Origin of the sequence: Streptomyces griseosporeus (assembly GCF_014656055.1) — a bacterium.
GTDB classification, from domain to species: Bacteria; Actinomycetota; Actinomycetes; order Streptomycetales; family Streptomycetaceae; genus Streptomyces; species Streptomyces griseosporeus.
On the sequence record NZ_BNBR01000005.1, the window covers coordinates 640670 to 664884 of the forward strand.

Annotated in this window: 17 protein-coding genes, 1 tRNA gene and 2 pseudogenes; 18 read left to right on the plus strand and 2 right to left on the minus strand. The window is 72.2% G+C overall.

The features are described from left to right. Positions 1-87: 87 nt before the first annotated feature. The 5 genes and pseudogenes from IE308_RS26040 to IE308_RS26060 all read left to right on the plus strand — a co-directional run. Positions 88-951 (plus strand): type II secretion system F family protein, encoded by an 864-nt coding sequence (locus tag IE308_RS26040; protein ID WP_190219860.1) that lies wholly within the window; start codon positions 88-90, stop codon positions 949-951. Further along, positions 948-1736, plus strand: coding sequence for a type II secretion system F family protein (locus tag IE308_RS26045; RefSeq protein ID WP_190219756.1), 789 nt, complete (start codon positions 948-950; stop codon positions 1734-1736). Before IE308_RS26040 ends, IE308_RS26045 begins: the two co-directional genes overlap by 4 nt. A gap of 118 nt (positions 1737-1854) precedes the next feature. Further along, complete coding sequence (locus IE308_RS26050; protein ID WP_110629517.1) at positions 1855-2064, plus strand: DUF4244 domain-containing protein; 210 nt, start codon at positions 1855-1857, stop codon at positions 2062-2064. Then, positions 2051-2416, plus strand: coding sequence for a TadE family type IV pilus minor pilin (locus IE308_RS26055; RefSeq protein ID WP_190219757.1), 366 nt, complete (start codon positions 2051-2053; stop codon positions 2414-2416). The genes IE308_RS26050 and IE308_RS26055 overlap by 14 nt, the downstream gene beginning before the upstream one ends. After that, positions 2413-2712 (plus strand): annotated as a pseudogene (locus tag IE308_RS26060) (Rv3654c family TadE-like protein); the annotation flags it as partial. The gene IE308_RS26055 and the pseudogene IE308_RS26060, both read left to right, overlap by 4 nt. 40 nt (positions 2713-2752) lie before the next feature. Here IE308_RS26060 and sftH read toward each other — a convergent pair. Then, a complete protein-coding gene (sftH, locus tag IE308_RS26065; protein ID WP_229909089.1) occupies positions 2753-5383 on the minus strand; it encodes a DEAD/DEAH box helicase in 2631 nt (876 codons plus the stop codon). A gap of 82 nt (positions 5384-5465) precedes the next feature. On the opposite strand from sftH, the gene bldG reads away from it, so the two are divergent. The 11 genes from bldG (at position 5466) to IE308_RS26120 (ending at position 21984) form a co-directional block, all read left to right on the plus strand. Continuing rightward, the gene (gene bldG / locus IE308_RS26070) at positions 5466-5807 is read left to right on the plus strand and encodes an anti-sigma factor antagonist BldG (protein ID WP_009189842.1); all 342 of its coding nucleotides are present in this window, start codon (positions 5466-5468) and stop codon (positions 5805-5807) included. Between the two features lie 111 nt (positions 5808-5918). Then, positions 5919-6347 (plus strand): ATP-binding protein, encoded by a 429-nt coding sequence (locus IE308_RS26075; RefSeq protein WP_110629520.1) that lies wholly within the window; start codon positions 5919-5921, stop codon positions 6345-6347. Between the two features lie 315 nt (positions 6348-6662). Beyond that, entirely contained in the window at positions 6663-9068 is a 2406-nt protein-coding gene (locus IE308_RS26080) for a sodium-translocating pyrophosphatase (protein ID WP_190219759.1), read from the plus strand. 197 nt (positions 9069-9265) lie between these two features. Further along, a complete protein-coding gene (locus IE308_RS26085; RefSeq protein WP_190219760.1) occupies positions 9266-9868 on the plus strand; it encodes a small secreted protein in 603 nt (200 codons plus the stop codon). A gap of 20 nt (positions 9869-9888) precedes the next feature. Next, a complete protein-coding gene (locus IE308_RS26090; RefSeq protein WP_229909091.1) occupies positions 9889-11415 on the plus strand; it encodes a DUF7059 domain-containing protein in 1527 nt (508 codons plus the stop codon). A gap of 359 nt (positions 11416-11774) precedes the next feature. After that, complete coding sequence (locus tag IE308_RS26095; RefSeq protein WP_190219762.1) at positions 11775-11972, plus strand: hypothetical protein; 198 nt, start codon at positions 11775-11777, stop codon at positions 11970-11972. Positions 11973-12228: 256 nt separating this feature from the next. Then, positions 12229-15057, plus strand: coding sequence for a type I DNA topoisomerase (gene topA / locus IE308_RS26100; RefSeq protein WP_190219763.1), 2829 nt, complete (start codon positions 12229-12231; stop codon positions 15055-15057). Positions 15058-15287: 230 nt separating this feature from the next. Further along, positions 15288-18560: a dTMP kinase gene (gene tmk, locus IE308_RS26105; RefSeq protein WP_190219764.1), complete on the plus strand. Its 3273-nt coding sequence runs from the start codon at positions 15288-15290 to the stop codon at positions 18558-18560. 133 nt (positions 18561-18693) lie between these two features. Beyond that, on the plus strand, positions 18694-19899 hold the full coding sequence (locus IE308_RS26110) for a DNA polymerase III subunit delta' (RefSeq protein ID WP_190219765.1): 1206 nt from the start codon (positions 18694-18696) through the stop codon (positions 19897-19899). A gap of 303 nt (positions 19900-20202) precedes the next feature. Then, positions 20203-21777 (plus strand): alpha/beta hydrolase, encoded by a 1575-nt coding sequence (locus tag IE308_RS26115; RefSeq protein WP_190219766.1) that lies wholly within the window; start codon positions 20203-20205, stop codon positions 21775-21777. Positions 21778-21907: 130 nt separating this feature from the next. Then, a tRNA-Thr gene (locus IE308_RS26120) sits at positions 21908-21984 on the plus strand. A gap of 44 nt (positions 21985-22028) precedes the next feature. Here IE308_RS26120 and IE308_RS26125 read toward each other — a convergent pair. Beyond that, positions 22029-22701, minus strand: a pseudogene (locus IE308_RS26125) (tyrosine-type recombinase/integrase); the annotation flags it as partial. Positions 22702-23164: 463 nt separating this feature from the next. Between IE308_RS26125 and IE308_RS37270 the strand changes: the two are divergent. After that, positions 23165-23299: a hypothetical protein gene (locus IE308_RS37270; RefSeq protein ID WP_268256493.1), complete on the plus strand. Its 135-nt coding sequence runs from the start codon at positions 23165-23167 to the stop codon at positions 23297-23299. A 615-nt stretch (positions 23300-23914) separates the two neighbouring features. Next, positions 23915-24118: an ATP-binding protein gene (locus IE308_RS26130; RefSeq protein WP_190219767.1), complete on the plus strand. Its 204-nt coding sequence runs from the start codon at positions 23915-23917 to the stop codon at positions 24116-24118. Positions 24119-24215: the final 97 nt, after the last annotated feature.

Here is a 24215-nt window from a genome sequence, read left to right on the forward strand (position 1 = left end):
TGGGGCGCCGGACTGAGCGGTGCGGGTGCGGTGCCGTGGGGCGCCGGGGGGAGTGGTGCCGGGGTGTGGGGCGCGGGGGCCGGCGGTATGGCCGGGGCGTCCTGGAGCGCGGCCGTGGCGTGTCTGGGCGTGGCGGCGCTGCTGCTGAGCGGCGGCGGGTTCGGGGCGCGACGGGCGCGGCTGGTGCTGGCGGGCGGTGGTGTCGTGGTCCCCGGGCCGCCCACCTGGCCGGACGTCGCCGAGGAACTGCGGCGGATCCGCGGGCGCTGGCGCCCGGAGTGGTGGTCGGTCGTCGCCGGGCTGGTCCTCGCCGTGCTGGGTGCCTCGGTGCTGCCCGTCCTCGCGGGGATGGCAGGAGTGCCGTTGCTGAGGCGGGTGCGACGGGCCGCCGAGGCACGGCGCGCCCGGGAGCGGCGTGCCGACGCGGTCATCGCGCTCTGCGCGGCCCTGGCGGGGGAGGTGCGGTCCGGGCGGCAGCCGGGCGGCGCGCTGCTGCGGGCGGCGCGCGACTCCGGGGGCCTCGGCGAGGCCCAGGCGGCGGTGCTGGCCGCGGCACGGTTCGGCGGCGACGTCCCCGCCGCGCTCGCCCAGGCGGCGCGGCAACCGGGCGCCGACGGCCTGCTGGGCCTCGCGGCCTGCTGGCGGGTCGCCGTGGACCAGGGCGCGGGACTCGCGGCCGGGCTCGACCGGCTCGAAGCCGCCCTGCGCGCCGAGCGGGATCAGCGTGCCGACCTGAGAGCCCAGTTGGCGGGCCCGCGGGCGACCGCCGTGATGCTCGCCGCGCTACCGGTGCTCGGCCTGCTCCTCGGCACCGCGATGGGCGCGGACCCGCTGCACGTGCTGCTCCACACCCCGGCGGGCCTCGGCTGCCTGCTGGTCGGTGGCCTGCTGGAGGGCGCCGGGCTGTGGTGGGCGCTGCGGATCGTACGACGGGCGGAGGGCGTGGCATGAGCGCGGAAGTTGTCCACAGGCTGGGGGTGGCGGTGGGGATCGTGCTCCTACTCGGATGGGCGGCGTCGCGGCTGGAGGAGGCGCGGCGCAGACGACGGACACGGCGGCGCGTGGCCGAACTGCTCGGCCTGCGGACCGTCGCTGCCGGTCCCCGGCTGCGGGTGCGGGGAGGCGTGTGGCGGTGGCTGCCCGTGGTGGGCGTGGTGGGCGCCGGGTGGGTGCTCGTCGGCGGGGTCGCGGGCGTGGCGGTGGGAAGCGCCGGTGCCGTCGTACTCGGGTGGTGGCGCCAGCGTCAGGCGGCGGCCGACGGCTCCGCCGAGAAGGCCGACGCGCAGCGGGCGGCACGCCAACTCCCGCTCGCCGCCGATCTCCTGGCCGCGTGCATCGCCGCGGGCGCCGGACCGGTCGTCGCCGCCCGGGCCGTCGGCGAGGCGGTCGGCGGACCGGTGGGCGACGCGCTGGCCCACGGTGCGGCTGAGGTACGGCTCGGCGGCGAACCGGCCGAGGCCTGGCGAAGGTTGGGCGCCCTGCCGGGTGCCGAACCACTGGCCCGGCTGCTGGAGCGGGCCGGAGAGACGGGACTGCCCGCCGCGGGCCCGGTCGCCCGGCTAGCCGCCGACGCCCGGGCCGGCTGGACCCGCACCGCCACGGAACGCGCGAGACGGGCCGCCGTCACGGTCACCGCGCCGGTGGGGCTGTGCTTCCTGCCCGCGTTCATCGCGGTGGGCGTCCTGCCCGTGGTGATCGGACTCGCCGGTGAGGTGCTGGAAGGGGGTGGTGGATGACGTAGGCACCGGCCGAGGGCCGAGGGCCGAGGGCAGAGGGCAGAGGCGACAGCGACGTGTACAGCGACAACGACAGCGACTGAGAAGTGCGATAACGGCGAATCCCACGGGGGTTGAGATGTACAAGGCGGTACGGGCGCGGATGCGCGCCCTGGTGTGCAGGATGCGCGGGGCGCGGAGGGACGCGGGCATGGCCACGTCCGAGTACGCGATGGGGCTGCTGGCGGCGGTGGGTTTCGCCGCCGTGCTCTACAAGGTGGTGACCAGCGGACCGGTCGGCGAGGCGTTGCAGGCCGTGGTGAATCGAGCGCTCAGTGCGCAGGTGTGACCGGGGCCGGGACGCCGGGTTCGTGACGGCCGAGTCGGCGGTGGTGCTGCCCGTGCTGGTGCTGTTCACCCTGGGGCTGGTGTGGGGGCTGCTCGTGGCCGCCGCCCAGATCCAGTGCGTGGACGCGGCCCGCACGGGGGCCCGCGCGGCGGCCCGTCAGGATCCGCCCGAGGCGGTGCTGCGGGTGGCCCGCGAGACCGCCCCGCGCGGCGCGCGGATCACCGTCACGCGGGAGGGCGACCAGGTCCGGGTGGCGGTCGTGGCCCGCCCGCCGTTGCTGCACGGGCTCTCCGTCGAACTGCGGGAGGAAGCGGTGGCGTTGGCGGAGGAGACGGTGGGGGCCGGAGCATGACCCGCCTGCACGTGAGCGCTCGTGTGGCCACCAGATGGCGGTCGGACCGCGGCTCCGCCACCGTCTGGAGCGTGGGTGCGATCACCGTGCTCTGTGTGGTGTTCGGCGTGCTGCTCGCCCTCGGGCAGGCCGTCGTGGCCCGGCACCGCGCGGCCGGTGGCGCGGACCTCGCCGCGCTCGCCGCCGCCGACCACTGGGCGGAGGGCGGCACGGCGGCCTGCGCCCGGGCGGAGAAGGTGGCGCGGGCGCAGGGGGCGCGGCTGGTGCGGTGCGCGATCGTCGGGGAGACCTCGGAGGTGACGGCGGCGTCGGGACGGGGGCCGTTCGCCGCGGAGGTCAGATCCCGGGCGGGCCCTGCGGGGCCCGCCGACCCTGCGGCGCCCCCTCCCCCCGAGCCCCAGGCTCCTCCTGCGTACGGGGCGCCCCCGGCTCGTCCCGGGGCACCCCTGCCTCCTCCGCCGGGCCCCCCGGCTCGTCCCGGGGCACCCCCACCTCCTCCGCCGGGCCCTCCGGCTCCTCCACCGGTGCCCCCCGCAGCAGCACCGTGAGGAGCCGTACCGCCCCCCTCTTGTGCAGTGGGTCGTTGCCGTTGCCGCACTTGGGGGACTGGATGCAGGACGGGCAGCCGGCGTCGCACTCGCAGGAGGCGATGGCCTCGCGGGTGGCGGCCAGCCAGGCGCGGGCGGTGTGGAAGGCGCGCTCCGCGAAGCCCGCGCCGCCGGGGTGGCCGTCGTAGACGAAGACCGTCGGCAGGAGCGTGTCGGGGTGGAGCGGGATCGACACGCCGCCGATGTCCCAGCGGTCGCAGGTCGCGAAGAGCGGCAGCATGCCGATGGAGGCGTGCTCGGCTGCGTGCAGGGCGCCGCCGAGGATCTCCGGGTTGATCCGGGCCTCGTCGAGCTGGTCCTCGGTGACCGTCCACCACACCGCGCGGGTGCGCAGCGTACGAGGAGGCAGGTCGAGTTTCGTCTCGCCCAGGACCTCACCGGTGATCAGGCGCCGGCGGAGGAAGGAGACCACCTGGTTGGTGACTTCCACCGAGCCGTAGCACAACCGGCCCTCGCCCCAGGGCACTTCGACGTCCGTCTCCAGGACGGAGATGGACGTGGTGTCGCGGGCGACCGTCGAGTACGGCGGGGCCGCCTCCTCGACCAGGGCGACGGAGTCCTCCAGGTCCAGGGAGCGCACCAGGTAGGTGCGGCCCTGGTGGAGGTGGACGGCGCCCTCGTGGACGGTGGTGTGCGCGGCGCCGGCGTCGACGGTGCCGAGCAGGCGGCCGGTGCCGGACTCGACGATCTGCACCGGCCGGCCACCCTCGCCGCGGATGTCGGTGAGGTCGGCGGCCCGCTCCCGGCGGGTCCAGTGCCAGGCCTTCGTGCGACGGCGGAGCAGCCTCGCGGCCTCCAGCTGGGGGAGCAGGTCCGCGCAGGCAGGGCCGAACAGGTCGAGGTCGTCCTCGGTCAGCGGCAGCTCCGCGGCGGCGGCGCACAGGTGCGGGGCGAGGACGTAGGGGTTGTCCGGGTCGAGGACGGTCGATTCCACCGGTCGGTCGAACAGGGCTTCGGGATGGTGGACGAGGTAGGTGTCCAGCGGGTCGTCGCGGGCGATCAGGACGGCCAGGGCGCCCTGCCCGGCGCGGCCCGCGCGGCCGGCCTGCTGCCACAGGGACGCGCGCGTGCCGGGGTAGCCGGCGATCAGGACGGCGTCCAGGCCGGAGACGTCGATGCCCAGTTCCAGGGCGGTCGTCGCGGCGAGGCCGAGCAGCTCGCCGGAGTGCAGGGCGCGCTCCAGGGCGCGCCGCTCCTCGGGGAGGTAGCCGCCGCGGTACGCCGCGACACGCCGGGCCAGTGAGCGGTCGACCTCGGCGAGGCGTTCCTGGGCGATCACGGAGATCAGCTCGGCGCCGCGCCTGGAGCGGATGAACGCGACCGTGCGCACGCCCTGCACGGCGAGGTCGGTGAGCAGGTCGGCGGTCTCGGCGGTGGCCGTACGCCGAACGGGTGCACCTTTCTCGCCCTGCATCTCGGTGAGCGGCGGCTCCCACAGGGCGAACACCAGTTCACCGCGCGGGGAGGCGTCGTCGGCCACCTCGACGACCGGCAGACCGGTCAGACGGCGCGCTGCGACCGCGGGCTCCGCCGCGGTGGCCGAGGCCAGCAGGAAGACGGGGGAGGCGCCGTAGCGGGCGCACAGCCTGCGCAGACGGCGCAGGACCTGGGCGACGTGCGAGCCGAAGACGCCGCGGTAGGTGTGGCACTCGTCGATGACGACGTACTTCAGCGACTTCAGGAAGGAGGCCCAGCGGGGGTGGGAGGGGAGGATGCCGCGGTGCAGCATGTCCGGGTTGGTCAGCACGTAGTTCGCGTACTGGCGGATCCACTCCCGTTCCTCGAACGGAGTGTCGCCGTCGTACACGGCCGGCCGAACGGACGTGCCCAGATTTTGTGAAAGTTCTTTGACCGAGCGGCACTGGTCCGCCGCGAGGGCTTTGGTGGGGGCCAGGTAGAGCGCGGTGGCGCCGCGCCCGTTGGGGGCCTCGGCGCCGTCCAGGAGGGCGGAGAGCACCGGGACGAGGTAGGCCAGGGACTTGCCGGAGGCGGTGCCGGTGGCGACGACCACCGAGTCGCCGTCCAGGGCGTGCTCGGCGGCCTCTGCCTGGTGGGCCCAGGGGTGCTTGATCCCGCAGGCCTGCACGGCCGCGATGACCTCGGCGCGGATCCGGTCCGGCCAGACGGCATGGCGACCCGCCCGCGGGGGCAAGTGCTCCGTATGAGTGATGCGCGACGCCCGGCTCGGCCCGGACGCGAGCCGGTCCAGGACCGTGCCCGGTGCGGGGCTGGACACGGGTTCCGCCGAGGGCTGATCGGGTCGGTGATTCTTGGCCATCGGCACCGAGTGTGTCACTGGCGTGACGGACAATGGAGTCAAGGCGTCGTGCACGCCTGCCGGTAAGTGATTGAATGCCATCGCGGCTGGCGAACCGTCCTTGGGGCTGCAAGCCGAGGTGTCCCGAGGGACGACCGCTCGATAGCAAGGTGCTGGAGGATCCGTGGACCTGTCCCTGTCGACCCGTACCGTCGGCGATCGTACGGTCGTCGAGGTCGGTGGCGAAATCGACGTATATACCGCGCCCAAGCTGCGCGAGCAGCTGGTCGAGCTGGTGAACGACGGGAATTTCCACCTCGTCGTCGACATGGAGGGCGTGGACTTCCTCGACTCCACCGGGCTCGGCGTGCTGGTCGGCGGCCTGAAGCGAGTGCGCGCCCATGAGGGCTCGCTGCGCCTGGTCTGCAACCAGGAGCGCATTCTGAAGATCTTCCGCATCACCGGTCTGACCAAGGTGTTCCCGATCCACACCTCGGTCGACGAAGCGGTGGCGGCCACCGACTGACGACCGTGTCCCGGGCCTGGACCCGGGACGGCTGGTTGAAATCGCAGGGGGACCGGGCGTTCGGCGGCCCGGCCCTCCGACACCGCACGCCCGTAGTTCCGAGGGGGATGCATGGCCACCGTTGAACTCCGCTTCAGCGCGCTTCCCGAGCACGTCAGGACCGCCCGGCTGGTGGCGGCAGCGGTGGCGCGCAGGGCCGGAGTGGACGAGGCCGTCCTCGACGAGGTGCGGCTCGCCGTCGGCGAGGCATGCTCCCGTGCCGTCGGACTGCACCAGCTCAGCGGGGTCACCGCCCCGGTGAAGGTGGCGCTGATCGAGGAGGAGAAACAGTTCTCCATCGAGGTCGGCGACGAGGCGCCGCACCAGGTGCCGGGCGGTTCGGCCGACGACGGCGCCGAGGCGGAGGCCGAGGAGGACGAGATGGGCCTCGCGGTCATCAGCGGCCTCGTCGACGACGTCGAGGTCGCCACCGGCGAGCACGGCGGGCTGATCCGGATGACCTGGCCGACCACCCCACCCCCGGCGGCGGCGCTCGCCTGACCGCCGCCTGCGCCGCAGGACCACCCGAAGGGCCCCCTCGTGGGGCCCTTCGTCATGTGCGGATGTCAGTGCCCGCCCCTACAGTGGTTCATGGTGAGCCACCCGGGAAACAAGCCGTAATGGCCGCGATGCATTTCGTGAATTCCTTCACGATCAGTCGCGGTCATTTGATCAGCCGACAGCCGCGCTCAATGCTTTCAGGGCATTACTTGTACGCGGAGACTAATTCTGTTTACCGCGCCCTGTTTTGATCAGCGCGGGGTACCTACAATCCCGTGCACATCTTGAGCTCAGCCCAAGCGTCAAGGAGGACGAATGGCGGGGCTTTCCACCACAGATCAGTTGGGCCACTCCCCGGCCCTCGCAGCCGCCGTACTCACCGATGACAACCGCATCCTCGTGATGGTCATCGGGGTCGTGGCACTGGCCGCGCTCGTGGTCGCGGGCGTGCTCGTGCGCCAGGTGCTGGCGGCGGGCGAGGGCACCGACAGCATGAGGAAGATCGCGGCGGCCGTCCAGGAAGGCGCGAACGCCTATCTGGCCCGGCAACTGCGCACACTCGGCGTATTCGCCGTCGTCGTGTTCTTCCTGCTCATGCTGCTGCCCGCGGACGACTGGAATCAGCGTGCCGGGCGTTCCGTGTTCTTCTTGATCGGTGCGGCGTTCTCGGCGGCCACCGGCTATATCGGCATGTGGCTGGCCGTGCGCAGTAATGTGCGCGTCGCCGCCGCGGCACGGGAAGCGACTCCCGCGGAAGGCGAGCCAGAAAAGGATCTCACCACCGTCTCGCACAAAGCCATGAAGATCGCTTTCCGTACGGGCGGCGTCGTCGGCATGTTCACGGTGGGGCTCGGCCTGCTGGGCGCCTCCTGCGTGGTGCTGGTGTACGCGGCCGACGCGCCGAAGGTCCTGGAGGGCTTCGGCCTCGGCGCGGCGCTCATCGCGATGTTCATGCGGGTGGGCGGCGGCATCTTCACCAAGGCCGCCGACGTCGGCGCCGACCTGGTCGGCAAGGTCGAACAGGGCATCCCGGAGGACGATCCGCGCAATGCCGCGACCATCGCCGACAACGTGGGCGACAACGTCGGCGACTGCGCCGGCATGGCCGCCGACCTGTTCGAGTCGTACGCCGTGACCCTGGTCGCGGCCCTGATCCTCGGCAAGGCGGCCTTCGGCGACTCGGGGCTCGCCTTCCCGCTGCTGGTGCCCGCGATCGGCGTGCTCACCGCGATGATCGGCATCTTCGCGGTCGCCCCGCGCCGCGCCGACCGCAGCGGCATGAGCGCGATCAACCGCGGCTTCTTCATCTCCGCGGTGATCTCGCTCGCGCTGGTGGCGGTCGCCGTCTTCGTCTACCTGCCGTCGAAGTACTCCGACCTCGACGGCGTCACCGACGCGGCCATCCAGGCGAAGGACGGCGACCCGCGCGTCCTCGCGCTGGTCGCCGTGGCGATCGGCATCCTGCTGGCCGCCGTGATCCAGCAGCTCACCGGCTACTTCACGGAGACCAGCCGCCGGCCCGTCCGGGACATCGGCAAGACGTCCCTGACCGGCCCCGCCACCGTCGTCCTCGCCGGCATCTCCGTCGGCCTCGAATCGGCCGTCTACACGGCGCTGCTGATCGGGCTCGGGGTGTACGGGGCGTTCCTGCTCGGCGGTACGTCGATCATGCTGGCGCTGTTCGCGGTGGCACTGGCCGGCACGGGCCTGCTCACCACGGTCGGCGTCATCGTGGCCATGGACACCTTCGGCCCCGTCTCCGACAACGCGCAGGGCATCGCCGAGATGTCCGGCGACGTCGAGGGCGCGGGCGCGCAGGTGCTCACCAACCTGGACGCGGTCGGCAACACCACCAAGGCCATCACCAAGGGCATCGCCATCGCCACGGCCGTGCTCGCGGCGTCGGCGCTCTTCGGGTCGTACCGCGACGCCATCACCACCGGCGCGCGGGACGTCGGCGAGAAACTCTCCGGTGACGGCGCGCCGATGAGCCTGATGATGGACATCTCCCAGCCCAACAACCTCGTCGGCCTCATCGCGGGCGCGGCGGTCGTCTTCCTCTTCTCGGGGCTGGCGATCAACGCCGTGTCGCGGTCGGCGGGGTCGGTGGTGTTCGAGGTGCGGCGGCAGTTCCGCGAGAAGCCCGGGATCATGGACTTCACCGAGAAACCGGAGTACGGCAAGGTCGTCGACATCTGCACCAAGGACGCCCTGCGCGAGCTCGCCACGCCCGGGCTGCTCGCGGTGATGGCACCGATCTTCATCGGGTTCACCCTGGGCGTCGGCGCGCTCGGCGCGTATCTGGCGGGCGCGATCGGCGCGGGCACGCTGATGGCGGTGTTCCTCGCCAACTCCGGCGGTGCCTGGGACAACGCCAAGAAGCTCGTCGAGGACGGCCACCACGGCGGCAAGGGCAGCGAGGCGCACGCGGCCACCGTGATCGGCGACACGGTCGGCGACCCGTTCAAGGACACCGCCGGCCCCGCGATCAACCCGCTGCTCAAGGTCATGAACCTGGTGTCGCTGCTGATCGCCCCGGCCGTCATCAAGTTCTCCTACGGCGCGGACAAGAGCGTCGGCGTCAGGATCCTGGTCGCGGTGATCGCGCTCCTGGTGATCGTCGGCGCGGTGTACGTCTCCAAGCGGCGCGGTATCGCGGTCGGGGACGACAGCGACGCCGAGCGGTCGCCCAAGTCGGCTGATCCGGCGGTGGTTTCCTAGCCGGGGAGGACAGGACCCGGCCAACGGGCGGGCGTACGGCGCGGTTTGGTGCGCCGTACGCCCGCCGCTTGCTGTGTGCGTCGCGTCTCGCCGTGAGCCTTCTCTCGCAAGGGGTAAAGCGGGAGATAGGTGAGTAAAACGGTCATTTGTTCTAGGGTTGCGGCCGTGTCGGCGTGTATGTTCCGGGGCCGAGAGCCATGGAAGGGACCGATCCGGTGAACAAGAAGCTCGCGGCCGCACTGTCCGGCGGTGCGGTACTCGCAATGGCGCTGACGGCATGCAGCAGCGGCGAGAAGGACAACAAGGAGCTCGACGCCTGGGCCGCGAAGGTCTGCACAAGCGTGCCCGCGCAGCAGGCGAAGATCGAAGCGGCGTTCGACGCGCTGGCGAAGGCCGCCAAGGACGGCCCGCCCGCGGAACTCCAGAAGACCGACTCCAAGGCCTTCCAGGACCTGTCCGACGGCTTCAAGGCGCGCGCCACCACCATCAACAACGCCGGGGCGCCCCCCGGCGTGGAGGACGGCAAGACCAAGCAGCAGGACGCCGTCAGGAAGCTCACCGTCCTGTCCGCCTCCTACGCCGACCTCAAGAAGCAGGTCGACGCGCTCGACACCAAGAACCAGTCGAAGTTCGCCGCCGGCCTGGACGACGTCTCCGAGCGGATGAAGGAGGTCTCGGTGCAGTACAAGGGCGCCGTGGACGCCCTGCAGAAGCTGGAGGAGGGCGACGTCAAGGAGGCCGTGGCCAAGCAGCCGGGCTGCAAGAAGGCCACCCCCTCGGCGGCGGCCACCACCAGCTGAGACGTCCCGCGCGGGACACAATGGGGTGCGTGAGTGAGACCACCTCGTCCCCCCTGCCCTCCGCCGACCGCCCCGACATCGCCGTACGGCTGCGGGACGCCCTGCTCGGGGCGTCCTTCACCGCCGACGGCCTGCTCGACCTGCTCGGCGCCCCCGCGTACGCCGCGCTCGCCCGCAGCGAGACCGTTCCCGCGCTGCGGGCGACCCGCGGGGACACGCCGCTGGAGACCCTCGTACGGCTGTTCCTGCTCCAGCAACCGGTGCCCCACGCGCGCGTGGCGGACGTGCTGCCCGTCGACGCCTGCCTGGAGGCGGGCTGGCTGACGCGCACCGGGGGCGACGAGGTCGCCGCGACCGTGGACGTACGGCCGTACGGCGGACCCGGCGGCGAGGACTGGTTCATCGTCTCCGACCTCGGCTGCGCGGTCGGCGGGGCCGGCGGCATCGGCAGCCACGACGAGGGCGTCGTCCTCGGCGTCGGCGGCGCGTCCACGACGCTGGCCGGCATCACCGTCCGTACGCCCGTCGCCTCCGCACTCGACCTCGGCACCGGCTCCGGCATCCAGGCCCTGCACGCCGCACAACACGCCACGCGCGTGACGGCGACCGACCTCAACCCGCGCGCGCTGCACATCACCGCGCTCACCCTCGCCCTGTCCGGCGCACCGGCCGCGGACCTGCGGCAGGGCTCGCTGTTCGAGCCGGTCCGGGACGGGGAGACGTTCGACCTGATCGTGTCCAACCCGCCATTTGTGATCTCGCCCGGCGCCCGGCTCACGTACCGGGACGGCGGGATGGCCGGGGACGATCTGTGCCGCTCGCTCGTTCAGGAGGCGGGGGAACGGCTCAACGAGGGCGGGTTCGCGCAGTTCCTCGCCAACTGGCAGCACGTGGAAGGGGAGGACTGGCAGGACAGACTCAGGTCATGGGTGCCGCGGGGGTGCGACGCGTGGATCGTCCAGCGCGAGGTGCAGGACATCACGCAGTACGCCGAGCTGTGGCTCAGGGACGCCGGTGACCACCGCGGGGACCCGGCGGAGTACCAGGCGCGGTACGACGCCTGGCTGGACGAGTTCGAGGCACGCAAGGTCAAGGCGGTCGGCTTCGGCTGGATCACCCTGCGCAGGACCGGGGCCGCGGAGCCGACCCTGACGGTCGAGGAGTGGCCGCACCCGGTCGAGCAGCCGCTCGGCGACACCGTCCGCGCGCACTTCGAGCGCCTCGACTATCTCCGCTCGCACGACGACGCGGCGCTGCTCGCGGCGCACTTCAAGCTGGCCGGGGAAGTCGTGCAGGAGCAGGTCGGGCTGCCGGGCGCCGAGGACCCGGAGCACGTCGTGCTGCGCCAGCACCGCGGCATGCGCCGCGCCACCAAGGTCGACACCGTCGGCGCGGGCTTCGCCGGCGTGTGCGACGGCACCCTCAGCGCCGGCCGCATCCTGGACGCCATCGCCCAGCTGATGGGAGAGGACCCGGTCGTGCTGCGCGACCGCACACCGGCGCAGATCCGGCTGCTGGTGGAACAGGGGTTCCTGGATCCGGCGTAGGCGGAGGCGCCGCGGTCCACCTCCTCCGCGAGTCCCCGCCGTCCGTGTCTTCTGCCACACACCGCGCACTCGCCCGCCTGTGAGAGGTGGGGCGGGTGCGGTCGATGTGGCGTGACGGGACATGTGGGACCGCACGCCCGCCCTGGACACGCCCCGTAAGCCGATGATTTCGCGCCGTGTTCCACGGCCAGTGATCGCGTTGCCACACCCCCGCGTCGGAAGGTCTCCCGACGCCTCCCCGGTCGGTCACCGGCGCGTCGGTCCGCCGTTCACCTCCGGTTCGCCCGGGCGCCGCCCGCGCGTGTCACTCTCCCCGCGGCGGGGCACTCGGGGACGGAGAAAAAGGGGCACGGGGAGCCATGGAGAGCGGACCGGCGATCTTCACGGGCCTGGTGTTCGGCCTGTTCGGGGCGGGTCTGCTCGCCTGGACCGGGGCACGGCTGCGGCGACGGGAGCCGGTGGCCCACGGTGTGAACCCGATCGCATCGGCGACCCTCGCGGCTCTCGTCTCGGTGGCGGCGCTGACGCTCGGGGCGTGGTGCCTGACGCGGCTGTGAGCACGGCCGCGGTCGGCGACCGCCGTACCGCACGGCGGTAAGTGAGAGATCACGCTCCGGGCGGCCCGAAAAGTCCGCTGACCAGTCCGGGCGGCAGGAATGGTGGTAGTCGGGTTACCGTTCGAGTGGCCGTTGCGGGCTTTTCCCGTTTGACACGGGGGCGGGATGTACCGTCACACTCCGCAGCGTCACCACCGTCCGACCCCGGGACCAAGGCCTGGGGAGGCCCCAGCGTCGACCGGAGAGAAGAGCGAAGTTGTCCCCGACCAGCGAGACCGCGAAGGGCGGCCGCCGACTCGTCATCGTCGAGTCGCCTGCCAAGGCGAAGACGATCAAGGGCTATCTCGGCCCCGGATACGTTGTCGAGGCGAGCGTCGGGCACATCCGCGACCTCCCCAACGGCGCCGCCGAGGTGCCCGAGAAGTACACCGGCGAGGTCCGGCGCCTCGGCGTGGACGTCGAACACGACTTCCAGCCGATCTATGTGGTCAACGCGGACAAGAAGGCCCAGGTCAAGAAGCTCAAGGACCTCCTGAAGGACTCCGACGAGCTCTACCTCGCCACCGATGAGGACCGCGAGGGCGAGGCCATCGCCTGGCACCTCCAGGAGGTCCTCAAGCCCAAGGTCCCCGTCAAGCGGATGGTCTTCCACGAGATCACCAAGTCCGCCATCCAGGCCGCCGTCGCCAACCCGCGCCAGCTCAACCAGAAGCTGGTCGACGCGCAGGAGACCCGCCGCATCCTCGACCGCCTGTACGGCTACGAGGTGTCCCCGGTCCTGTGGAAGAAGGTCATGCCGAAGCTGTCGGCGGGCCGCGTCCAGTCCGTCGCCACACGGCTCGTCGTGGAGCGGGAACGCGAGCGCATCGCGTTTCGTTCTGCTGAGTACTGGGACCTGACGGGCACCTTCGCGACCGGCCGCGCGGGTGACTCCTCGGACCCGTCGTCGCTGGTCGCCCGCCTGCAGACCGTCGACGGCAGGCGGGTCGCGCAGGGCCGCGACTTCGACTCCCTGGGACAACTCAAGAGCGCGAACACCCTCCACCTCGACGAGGCGAACGCCCGCGCCCTGGCCGCCGCCCTGGAGAACACCCAGTTCTCCGTGCGGTCCGTCGAGTCCAAGCCGTACCGCCGCTCGCCGTACGCCCCGTTCCGTACGACGACGCTGCAGCAGGAGGCGAGCCGCAAGCTCGGCTTCGGCGCGAAGGCGACCATGCAGATCGCGCAGAAGCTGTACGAGAACGGCTACATCACGTACATGCGTACGGACTCCACGACGCTGAGCGACACGGCGATCTCCGCCGCCCGCGCCCAGGTCACCCAGCTGTACGGCGCCGAGTACCTGCCGGACGCCCCGCGCACCTACGCCGCCAAGGTGAAGAACGCGCAGGAGGCGCACGAGGCGATCCGCCCCTCGGGCGACCGCTTCCGCACGCCCGCGGAGACCGGCCTGACCGGCGACCAGTTCAAGCTGTACGAGCTGATCTGGAAGCGGACCGTCGCCTCTCAGATGAAGGACGCCACGGGCAACTCCGTCACCGTCAAGATTGCCGGTACGGCCGCCGACGGGCGGGACGTCGAGTTCAGCGCCTCCGGCAAGACGATCACCTTCCACGGCTTCCTCAAGGCCTACGTCGAGGGCGCCGACGACCCGAACGCCGAGCTGGACGACCGCGAGCGCCGCCTGCCGCAGGTCACCGAGGGCGACCGGCTCAGCGCCGAGGAGATCACGGTCGACGGGCACGCCACCAAGCCCCCGGCCCGCTACACCGAGGCCTCCCTGGTCAAGGAGCTGGAAGAGCGCGAGATCGGCCGCCCGTCGACGTACGCGTCGATCATCGGCACGATCCTCGACCGCGGCTATGTGTTCAAGAAGGGCACGGCCCTCGTGCCGTCCTTCCTGTCCTTCGCCGTGGTGAACCTCCTGGAGAAGCACTTCGGGCGGCTCGTCGACTACGACTTCACCGCCAAGATGGAGGACGACCTCGACCGCATCGCCCGCGGCGAGGCCCAGGCCGTGCCGTGGCTGAAGCGGTTCTACTTCGGCGAGGGCACCACCAACGGCACCGCGGCCGACGCCGGCAACGGCGACGGGGACCACCTCGGCGGCCTCAAGGAGCTGGTGACCGACCTGGGCGCGATCGACGCGCGCGAGGTGTCGTCGTTCCCCGTGGGCAACGGCATCGTGCTCCGCGTCGGCCGGTACGGCCCGTACGTCGAGCGCGGCGAGAAGGACACCGAGGAGCACCAGCGCGCCGACGTCCCCGCCGACCTGGCGCCGGACGAGCTGACGACCGAGCTGGCCGAGGAACTGCTGGCCAACGGCAGCGGGGAGCGCGTGCTCGGCACCGACCCCGAGCCGCCGCACCACCCGATCGTCGCCAAGGCCGGCCGCTACGGCCCGTACGTCACCGAGGTGCTGCCCGACGGCACGCCGAAGACCGGCAAGAACGCCGTGAAGCCGCGGACGGCCTCGCTGTTCAAGTCGATGTCCCTGGACACGATCACCCTGGAGGACGCGCTCAAGCTGATGTCGCTGCCGCGCGTCGTCGGCACCGACGCCGAGGGCCAGGAGATCACCGCGCAGAACGGCCGTTACGGGCCGTACCTGAAGAAGGGGACCGACTCGCGGTCGCTGCAGTCCGAGGAGCAGCTCTTCACGATCACGCTGGAAGAGGCGCTGGCGATCTACGCCCAGCCGAAGCAGCGCGGTCGCGCCGCGGCCAAGCCGCCGCTGAAGGAGCTGGGCACCGACCCGGTCAGCGAGAAGCCGGTCGTCGTCAAGGACGGCCGCTTCGGGCCGTACGTCACGGACGGGGAGACCAACGCGACCCTGCGCTCCGGCGACAGCGTCGAGACGATCACCCCGGAGCGCGGCTTCGAGCTGCTCGCCGAGAAGCGCGCCAAGGGCCCGGCCAAGAAGACGGCGAAGAAGGCGGCGGCCAAGAAGACCACCACCGCCAAGAAGACGACCACGGCCAAGAAGACCGCGGCGAAGAAGACGACCACGGCGGCGAAGAAGACCACCGCCAAGAAGACGACCGCGAAGAAGACCGCGGCGTCCAAGGCGACGGCCGAGGACTGACGGCCGAGGCTTGACGCCCGGGGACTGACGGCCAAGAAGCGGCGCGACACCCGGTCGGCACCGGACCGGCACCGGATCTTCACCGGGCCGGGTCGGCGCCGGTCCCGCGCTCCTCGCGGCACGTCCCGCGTGTTCGCAAAACGAACGCCCCGGTACCGAAGAGGTGCCGGGGCGCGCGCGTGTTCGGGCGGACCGCTCAGGCTGTCGGTACCGCCCGATAGGCTGAAAGCATGACCCGAGCCGAGCAGCCAACGGCCCACCACCCGGCCCCCGACGACGCCCTGGTAGCGGACTCCCGCGAGCGCGCCGTTCGCGCTCTGCTGCGCCATCCGCAGCTCAAGCGGTTGTGGAGCGCACAGCTGGTGAGCGGAGTGGGTGACACCCTCGCGCTGCTGGTGCTGGTCGTCCTCGCCCTGCAGGCGGCGCTCGTGCAGGGCTCCTTCGGCGGCGGTTACCGCGGCGTGGCGTTCGCAGTGGCGATCGTCTTCGCGGTGCGCATCCTGGCCACGCTGCTGTTCGGAGCGGTCCTCCTCGGGCCGCTCACCGCGCTGACCTCCCAGGAGGGCCCGCTCGACCGCCGCTGGACCATGGTCGGCGCGGACGGACTGCGGGCCGCGCTGCTCATCGTGGCGCCGCTGTGGATCGACTGGACACCGGACGACGCCCTCGCCTTCCTCCTGGTCACGGTCTTCCTCACCGCGGTCGCGGAGCGCTTCTGGACGGTGTGCCGCGAGAGCGCGGCCCCGGCGCTGCTGCCCGCGCCCCCGCTGGAGGGCGCGACGGTACGGCCGCTGCCGGACCACATGGACGCCCTGCGCCGCCTCTCCCTGCGCACCGGTTTCGTCGCGGTCCCGCTGGCCGCCGCCGCGCTCGTCGTCGCGGGACTGCTGAACAACCTGCTCGGCTCCGGCATCGACTGGTTCGCCCAGCACCAGGCCGCGCTCGGCTCGTACGTGGCGGCGGGACTGTTCGCCGCCTCCCTGTCCGTGCTGACCTTCCTGGAACTGCCCGGCACGCGCACCCCGCGCGCGCGGTCACCGCTGGAGGGGCTGCGCCGCCCGAAGACCGCCGCGGGCGTCGACCGGGGCCGTACTGGCGCGATCCCGCTGCTGGTGCTCGCCTGCGCCGCCGTCGCCGGGGCGGTCGCCGCGGCCGTCGGCGTGGCCGTGCTGCACGCCAAGGACCTCGGCGGCGGCCCGGTGCTGTACGGCCTGCTGGTGCTCGCCGTCACCGGCGGTGTCGTCGCCGGGATCCGTACGGCGCCCTCGATCGTCCCCGCGCTGTCCCGGCGCCGGATGCTGGCCCTCGCGATCGCCTTCACCGGCGTCGCCCTGCTCGCCGCCGGACTCGTCCCGGACGTCACCAGCGTGCTGCTGATCCTGGCGCTGGCCGGCGTCGGCGCGGGCGTGGCCGCCAACACCGGGCACACCCTGCTCGACCAGGAGGCCGAGGACCACCGCCGCACGCGCACCACCGAGCACCTGCACGCCGTCGTACGGGTCTTCGTGGCGCTCGGCGCGGTGATCGCGCCGCTGGTCGCCGCGCTCATCGGGCCGCACCGGCTGGAGAGCGGCAAGTTCGTCTTCGCGCACGGCGGCGCCGCCTTCACGCTGATGCTGGTCGGCGCGCTGCTGCTGCCGGTCGCCGCGCTGGTGCTGGCCAAGGTCGACGACCGTTCCGGCGTGCCGCTGCGGCACGACCTGCGCGACGCGTTGCTCGGCGGCGACGACCCGGTGCAGGCGCCCGCGGGCACCGGCTTCTTCATCGCCTTGGAGGGCGGCGACGGCGCCGGCAAGTCCACCCAGGCCGAGGCGCTCGCCGAGTGGATCCGGGGCAAGGGCCACGAGGTCGTCCTCACCCGCGAGCCCGGCGCCACGCCGGTCGGCAAGCGGCTGCGGTCGATCCTGCTGGACGTGTCGTCGGCGGGCCTGTCCCACCGCGCGGAGGCGCTGCTGTACGCCGCCGACCGCGCCGAGCACGTCGACACCGTCGTACGGCCCGCCCTGGAGCGGGGCGCGGTCGTGATCTCCGACCGGTACATCGACTCCTCCGTCGCCTACCAGGGCGCGGGCCGCGATCTGTCGCCGACCGAGATCGCCCGCATCAACCGCTGGGCGACCAACGGGCTGGTGCCGGACCTGACTGTGCTGCTGGACGTGGCGCCGGAGCAGGCGCGCGAGCGGTTCACCGAGGCGCCGGACCGGCTGGAGTCGGAGCCGGCGGAGTTCCACGCGCGCGTGCGCTCCGGTTTCCTGACGCTGGCCGCCGCCGACCCCGGCCGGTACCTGGTGGTCGACGCGGGCCAGGAGCCCGAGGCCGTCACCACCGTCATCCGGCACCGGCTCGACCAGGTGCTGCCGCTGTCCGAGGCCGAGATCCAGGCCCGCGAGGAGGCGCGCCGCAAGGCCGAGGAGGAGGCCCGCCGCAAGGCCGAGGAAGAGGCCGCCCGCAAGGCCGAGGAGGAGCGCCTGGAGCGCGAGCGCCAGGAGCAGCTCGCCCGGCTGCGCGCCGAGGAGGAAGAGCGCAAGCGGCGCGAGCTGGAGGAGGCGCAGCGGCGCGAGGCCGAACGGCAGGCCGAGGAGGCCCGGCAGCGGGCCGAGGAAGCACGCCGGCGCGCGGAGGAGGAGCGGCAGCGGCTCCTCGCCGAGGAGAAGGCACGCGCCGAGGAGGAGGCCCGCCGCAAGGCCGAGGAGGAGCGCCGCCGCCGGCAGGCCGAGGAGGAGGCGCGGCTGCGCGCCGAGGCCGAGGCCCAGCGCCTGGAGAAGCAGCGCAAGGCCGAGGAGGCCCTGCTGCGCGCCGAGGAGGCCCGCCGTGCCGCCGAACAGGCCGCGGCGGCGGCCCAGGCCGGCCCCAGGCCGCAGCCTCCGGCGGTGACGCCGGACGCGGCGACGGTGCCGACGCCGGTGGTGCAGCCGGAGGACCTGGCCCGGGAGACCGGCCCGGGGCGGGCCGCGGGCGCGTCCGGCTCGGCGGGTGCCGCCGACGGGACCCACGCTTTCCCCGGGGCGCCCACCTCCGCCGGCTCCTCGGACGCCGAGGTGACGGCCGAGCTGCCGCAGCCGCCGGTGCCGTCCGGCGCGGCGGACGAGACGGCCGTACTGCCGCAGGCACGGCCGGGTGCCGGGGGCGACGACGAGACGGCCGTGCTGCCGCCGGTGCCGCCCGGAGCGGCGGACGAGACGGCCGTGCTGCCGCCGGTGGCGCCGGGCGCGGCCGACGAGACCGCCGTACTGCCGCCCGTGCGTGGGGAGGACCCCGCCGACCGGGTGCCGCCGGGCTACTTCCGGGACGAACCGAGCGGTGCGGCACGTCCGGACGGCTCCGACGACCGCACCCGCGAGCTGCCGCAGATCGACCCGGACGAGGCGCCGCGCAGGCGGCAGCGGTCCGACTGGGCGGAGGAGACGCCGCTGGACGACCTGCCGACCCTCGCGGACGAACTGCTCGGACCGCACCGGGACGAGGACGAGTACGGCGACGACCGGCGGGGTCGCAGGCGCTGAGCCCCTCGGGTCGGCCGCGTGGTGGCCGGCAGTGGTCGGCCACCGCGGTTGTCAGTGCCACCGTCCACAATGGATCCCGCAAGGTGCGATGCGTGATCGCAGGGCTGTGTGTGCTGGAAGGGCGGCGTGACCCATGACCGTGTGGGACGACCTGGTCGGGCAGGAGCGGGTGAGTGAGCAGCTCGCCGCCGCCGCCCGGGACGCCGACGCGCTGGTCACCGCCGCCACGTCGGACGCGCCGCCGCCCGAGGCGTCGAAGATGACGCACGCCTGGCTGTTCACGGGGCCGCCCGGCGCGGGCCACATCCAGGCGGCGCGCGCCTTCGCCGCGGCGCTGCAGTGCGTGAGCCCCGACCGCGCGCTCGGCGGCGTCCCCGGCTGCGGCTTCTGCGACGGCTGTCATACGGCGCTGATCGGCACCCACGCCGACGTCACCACGGTCGCGGCGGTCGGCACCCAGATCCTCGCCGAGGACATGCGGGACACGGTCCGCAAGTCCTTCACGTCCCCCGCCACCGGCCGCTGGCAGGTCATCCTCGTCGAGGACGCCGAGCGGCTGAACGAGAAGTCCGCCAACGCCGTCCTGAAGGCGGTCGAGGAGCCCGCCCCGCGCACGGTGTGGCTGCTGTGCGCGCCCTCGATCGAGGACGTCCTGCCCACGATCCGCTCGCGCTGCCGCCACCTGAACCTGAGCACGCCGTCGGTGGAGGCCGTCGCCGACATGCTGGTACGCCGGGAGGGCGTCGAACCCGGCGTGGCCGCCGCGGCCGCCCGCGCCACCCAGGGCCACGTCGACCGCGCCCGCCGCCTGGCCACCGACCCGGCCGCCCGCGAGCGCCGCGCCGCCGTCCTCAAGCTGCCCCTGCGCGTCGACGACGTCGGGGGATGCCTCAAGGCCGCCCAGGAGCTGGTGGACGCCGCCGCCGAGGACGCCAAGGCGCTCGCGGAGGAGCTGGACGCCAAGGAGACCGAGGAACTGAAGGCGGCGCTCGGCGCGGCCCAGGGCGGCAGGCTGCCGCGGGGCACGGCGGGCGTGATGAAGGACCTGGAGGACAAGCAGAAGCGGCGCCGTACGCGCACCCAGCGTGACAGCCTCGACCTCGCGCTGACCGACCTCACCGCCTTCTACCGCGACGTCCTCGCCCTCCAGCTCGGCTCCCGCGTGGCCATGGCCAACACCGACGCCGAGGACGCCCTGGAGCGCATCGCCCGCTCCAGCAGCCCCGAGGCGACGCTGCGCCGCATCGAGGCGATCGGCGCGTGCCGGGACGCCCTCGACCGCAATGTGGCGCCGCTGCTGGCGGTGGAGGCGATGACGATGGCGCTGAGAGCGGGCTGAAGGCACGCAACGGTCCGGCGACCGGGCTGAAGGCGCGCACCGGTCCGGCGACCGGGCTGAAGGCGCGCACCGGTCCGGCGACCGGGCTGAGGAACGCGCCGGCCGGCGACCGGGCTGAGGAACGCACAGGCTGGCGATCGGGCAGAGGCATGCAGCGAGCCGTCGGCCTGCCTGCGCCGCGCCACCGGCACGCCGCCTCCCACTGACGGGTGGGTGAACCCGCCGCGATTGACGGCATCCCCCGAACGAGGCACGTTCTGCACGCAAAGCCATGGAGCGATTGCGGAGAGTTACGCTCGGGTAATGCACTCAAGGCTCACCCCCCGCAGGACCCGCACCGCAGCGGCCCTCCTGGCCGCCGCCTCCCTCCTCGTCTCCGCGTGCTCCGCCGGAGGCGCGGACGGCTCCACCGCCTCCACGGCGGCCCGGGCGGCGGCGCTGGCCGCGCTGCCCGCGGCGACGCCGAGCGAGCTGGCGGCGTACTACGCGCAGCGCCCGGCCTGGCGCAGCTGCGGCGTGCCCGGCTTCGAGTGCACCACGCTGAAGGCACCGCTCGACTACGCGAAGCCCGCCGCGGGCGATGTACGGCTCGCGGTGGCCCGCAAGAAGGCCACCGGCCCCGGCAAGCGGCTCGGCTCGCTGCTGGTCAACCCCGGCGGCCCGGGCGGCTCGGCGATCGGCTACCTCCAGCAGTACGCGGCGATCGGCTACCCCGCCGAGGTCCGCGCCCGCTACGACATGGTGGCCGTCGACCCGCGCGGCGTCGCCCGCAGCGAGCCGGTGGAATGCCTGGACGGGCGGGAGATGGACGCGTACACGCAGACCGACACGACACCGGACGACGCGCACGAGCGGGACCTGCTGGTCGACGCGTACAAGGACTTCGCGGAGGGCTGCGGCGCCGACTCCCCGCGGCTGCTGCGGCACGTCTCCACCGTGGAGGCGGCGCGGGACATGGACATCGTGCGGGCGGCGCTGGGCGATGCGAAGCTGACGTATGTGGGGGCGTCGTACGGCACGTTCCTCGGGGCGACGTACGCCGGGCTGTTCCCGGAGCGGGTGGGCCGGCTGGTGCTGGACGGGGCGATGGACCCGTCACTGGACGCGCGGCGGATGAACCTGGACCAAACGGCGGGGTTCGAGACGGCGTTCCGGTCGTTCACGCAGGACTGCGTGCGCCACCCCGACTGCCCGCTGGGCACGAAGGCGGCCGACGCGGGCCGTAACCTGCGGGCCTTCTTCGACAAGCTGGACGCCCGGCCCATTCCGGCCGGTGACGCGGACGGCCGCAAGCTCGGCGAGGCCCTCGCCACCACCGGGGTGATCGCCGCGATGTACGACGAGGGGGCCTGGGAGCAACTGCGCGACGCGCTGACCTCGGCGATGAAGCAGAACGACGGCGCGGGCCTGCTCGCGCTGTCCGACAGCTACTACGAACGCGACCCGAGCGGCCGCTACAGCAACCTGATGTTCGCCAACGCCGCCGTGAACTGCCTGGACCTCCCGCCCGCCTTCGACGGCCCCGACGCGGTGGAGAAGTCCCTCCCCGCCTTCGAGAGGGCGTCCCCGGTCTTCGGCGAGGGCCTCGCCTGGGCCTCCCTGACCTGCGGGTACTGGCCGGTGCGGGCGACGGGCGAGCCGCACCGCATCGTGGCGAAGGGCGCCGCGCCGATCGTGGTCGTCGGCACCACCCGCGACCCGGCCACGCCGTACCGCTGGGCACGCGCCCTGGCCGGCCAGCTGTCCTCCGGCCGCCTGCTCACCTACGAGGGCGACGGCCACACCGCCTACGGCCGCGGCAGCACCTGCATCGACTCGGCGATCGACACGTACCTGCTGCACGGCACACCCCCGGCGAACGGTAAGCGCTGCTCGTAGCGCAGGCCCGGGTGCCCCGCCCCGCCACGCACCAGCCCCGGAAGCGCCGGCACCGGGGCTGGTACGAAGCACCCCCGGAAACTGTGTAGACTTACCGACGTTGCTGATCGCACCATAGTGCGGACAGCGCGCCGCTTTAGCTCAGATGGCCAGAGCAACGCACTCGTAATGCGTAGGTCTCGGGTTCGAATCCCGAAAGCGGCTCCACTGGAACCCCAGGCCGGATCATCTCCGACCTGGGGTTTTCTCGTTCAGCGGATACGGCGACGCCGACGGGCGCGCTCTGCTCGACTGTCCGGGGTCTCACTTCGGGTCTCAGTCGCGTGTTCCGGCGAGGCATGAAGTGATCGCCGACGCGGCGCATCGCATCCTTCGAGAGGTGCGACCGTCCCTTCACGTACCGGCGGGTCTGACTGATCTGGGTGTGGCGCAGGATCTCCATGATCGTGGGCATGTCGACACCCAGCTCGTTCAGGATCGTGCCGGCTGTGTGGCGGCTGCCGTCGTACAGGCGGCGGTCGTCGATGCCCGCCTCTTCGAGCAGTTCCTTGAACTCCGCCCAGTCCTGTCGGGGGGTCGAGCGGGTGCCCGTCCGACCGGGAGAAGACGACGCCGTGGTCCTGCCACAGCTCGCCAGCCGCGGAGCGCAGCTCCTCCTGCTGCGCCTTGTGCTCAAGCAGGTAGGGGATGAACGGCGGTGGGATCGGTACGGCGTTCCGGCTCTCCTTCTTCCTGGGGCGAGTGAAGACCAGGCCACCGTCCTTGCGCTCGGGACAGGTCGACGTACGGCCACCGCAGCCCAGGTGTCTCGCCCTGACGGAATCCCATGCCGACCCCGACGCACCACCGCATGAAGGTGGGCCGTTTGGCGGCGGCTTCCAGGAACCGTTTTGCCGTGATGTCGGTCACATCGATGCTCTGTGTCGCCTTTCGTGGGGAGGCGTCGTCGGCAAACGGTGCAATCGAATGTCCGGGTGGCGCCTCGGCGGGGCTCTCTAACCGAGCCTTGAACCGCCTTGAGGCCTTGTGGCCGACGGGGCGCCCTGCCCGGCTCGCGACCTCGGGAAACGTGGCACCACTGCTTCTCGATTACATCTTTGTAAGCGCTAATGCCTAGCGTCTAAGTACCCCTAGTTACCCCTAGCTGGCTCTCCATTCATTCATGTAGCCTTCTTCGCTCAGGGGTTAGCGAACGTAAAATGCTCCCACCGGTCGGCGTAGTAGCAAGTGTCAACTTGCAGCGGTTCAGGGCTTTGTATTGCCGTCTCCCGCCTATGCTTGGGCCCGCGGTTCCTCCCTCAGAGGTCTTTCGAAGTCGTTCGCCAGTGGAGGCGAACCCCTGGGTTGTACTCAGGGCCACTTCGGGGACGGAAGGGAGAGGAACCAGATGACCGAGGAGGAATCCGTCGGCGGTCGCTGCACTCGGTGTGAACGCCGCCTGTCGATCCGGCAGGCGATCACGGATTGGGTGCCGGTGATCGCCGTGGTCATCAAGGAAGTGGTGCGGTACTTCTCGTCCTGACGAGAGGCCTGAACCCGGCGGTGGGCAAGCAACGAGCCCGACCGAATGGTGGCCGGCCGGGCTCGATCCGGACCCCTTGGGGCCTGACGCTGGTGCCACAGCGTCGGGCCCATCTTTGTCTCTTAAGACTTACAGGGTCCACTGCATCGTAGGCCATTGGCATGGCAATGCAATGCCCAGACCGCTACGTTTGCGGCGCCTGCCTCCGGGCTAGCTGCGTAAAACGACTCGCGCTCTCCGATACCTGGTGTCGGCCAGCCCGGCACCCTCCACAGCTTGGTCCAGCGTGAAACGACTCACGCTCCTCTTCCCGGAGCTGTCGACGATCCACCGCGAGAGGTCGCTGAGGTCGGGCGGGACCGAGCAGGCAGCGAACCTTGATCAGGCGAAGCGCTGGCTACCCCTCGCTAGGCGCATCTCGGGGCTAACAGTGCGAGATCAGCGCCAGTGGAGCTGGGCGGGACACCGCCACCCTGACCAGCCCACGTTCCAACCCCTGTGTTAGTACGCGTTGGCAAGATCTGCGGAGCATGGGTTCACAAGGAGCGTCATCATGCCGATACCGACAGTAGTCGGAGCGGTGATCACGCCGCTGGGCGGCTCAGGGGAGGGGCTATGGGGAGCATCACGCTGACTGTCGAGCAGGACCACGTTGAAGGCGTCGCCAAACTGAACGATCCGGTGGGCGCGGTGGTTGAGCTTATCTGGAATGCGTTAGACGCTGACGCGACTAATGTCGATGTGGCAATCGAGCGTGACGAGATGGGTGGCGTCAGCAAGGTGACCGTCACCGATGACGGCCATGGAATGCCTTCGTAATCCGTGGCATCTCATTTTGACAAGCTGGGCGGCTCATGGAAAAAGACGGCGCTTGTCTCTATGGGTAAGCGGCGAGCCATGCATGGCAGGAACGGAC

Excerpts from the sequence above, each read along its gene's own strand:
- sftH (WP_229909089.1), bottom strand. The coding sequence starts at position 5,383 with ATGGCATTCAATCACTTACCGGCAGGCGTGCACGACGCCTTGACTCCA.
- IE308_RS26095 (WP_190219762.1), top strand. The coding sequence starts at position 11,775 with ATGGAGAGCGGACCGGCGATCTTCACGGGCCTGGTGTTCGGCCTGTTC.
- IE308_RS26080 (WP_190219759.1), top strand. The coding sequence starts at position 6,663 with ATGGCGGGGCTTTCCACCACAGATCAGTTGGGCCACTCCCCGGCCCTC.
- IE308_RS26115 (WP_190219766.1), top strand. The coding sequence starts at position 20,203 with ATGCACTCAAGGCTCACCCCCCGCAGGACCCGCACCGCAGCGGCCCTC.
- IE308_RS26050 (WP_110629517.1), top strand. The coding sequence starts at position 1,855 with ATGTACAAGGCGGTACGGGCGCGGATGCGCGCCCTGGTGTGCAGGATG.
- IE308_RS26110 (WP_190219765.1), top strand. The coding sequence starts at position 18,694 with ATGACCGTGTGGGACGACCTGGTCGGGCAGGAGCGGGTGAGTGAGCAG.
- tmk (WP_190219764.1), top strand. The coding sequence starts at position 15,288 with ATGACCCGAGCCGAGCAGCCAACGGCCCACCACCCGGCCCCCGACGAC.
- IE308_RS26075 (WP_110629520.1), top strand. The coding sequence starts at position 5,919 with ATGGCCACCGTTGAACTCCGCTTCAGCGCGCTTCCCGAGCACGTCAGG.
- IE308_RS26040 (WP_190219860.1), top strand. The coding sequence starts at position 88 with ATGGCCGGGGCGTCCTGGAGCGCGGCCGTGGCGTGTCTGGGCGTGGCG.
- IE308_RS26130 (WP_190219767.1), top strand. The coding sequence starts at position 23,915 with ATGGGGAGCATCACGCTGACTGTCGAGCAGGACCACGTTGAAGGCGTC.
- IE308_RS26085 (WP_190219760.1), top strand. The coding sequence starts at position 9,266 with ATGGAAGGGACCGATCCGGTGAACAAGAAGCTCGCGGCCGCACTGTCC.
- IE308_RS26045 (WP_190219756.1), top strand. The coding sequence starts at position 948 with ATGAGCGCGGAAGTTGTCCACAGGCTGGGGGTGGCGGTGGGGATCGTG.
- IE308_RS37270 (WP_268256493.1), top strand. The coding sequence starts at position 23,165 with ATGACCGAGGAGGAATCCGTCGGCGGTCGCTGCACTCGGTGTGAACGC.
- IE308_RS26090 (WP_229909091.1), top strand. The coding sequence starts at position 9,889 with ATGGGGTGCGTGAGTGAGACCACCTCGTCCCCCCTGCCCTCCGCCGAC.